The 238-nt window shown below is 62.2% G+C and carries 1 protein-coding gene; it reads left to right on the plus strand.

The features are described from left to right. Nucleotides 1-35 precede the first annotated feature (35 nt). The coding region (locus SB847_RS22155) for an AI-2E family transporter (RefSeq protein WP_410578907.1) at nt 36-238 on the plus strand (203 nt) is incomplete at its 3' end.

The raw sequence follows: 238 nt of genomic DNA on the forward strand, positions 1-238 counted from the left end.
GCACCCTGGGGGAGATCCTCGCCGGCGTAGTGCTCATGGCTGTCATCTTGTTCTTCTTCCTCAAGGACGGCCACAAGATCCGGAATTTCCTGATTGGATTCCTTCCCGCTGACGGCCAGTCCAATGCGCACCTGGCCATGGAACGGAGCGCCATCGTCCTTGGCGGGTACGTCCGTGGCACGGCCGTCGTCGCGGCGACGGACGGTTTGATTGTTGGCGTTGCCTTGGCGTTGACCGG

The organism is Bacillus sp. SIMBA_026 (assembly GCF_046535335.1).
GTDB lineage: Bacteria > Bacillota > Bacilli > Bacillales > Bacillaceae > Bacillus > Bacillus velezensis.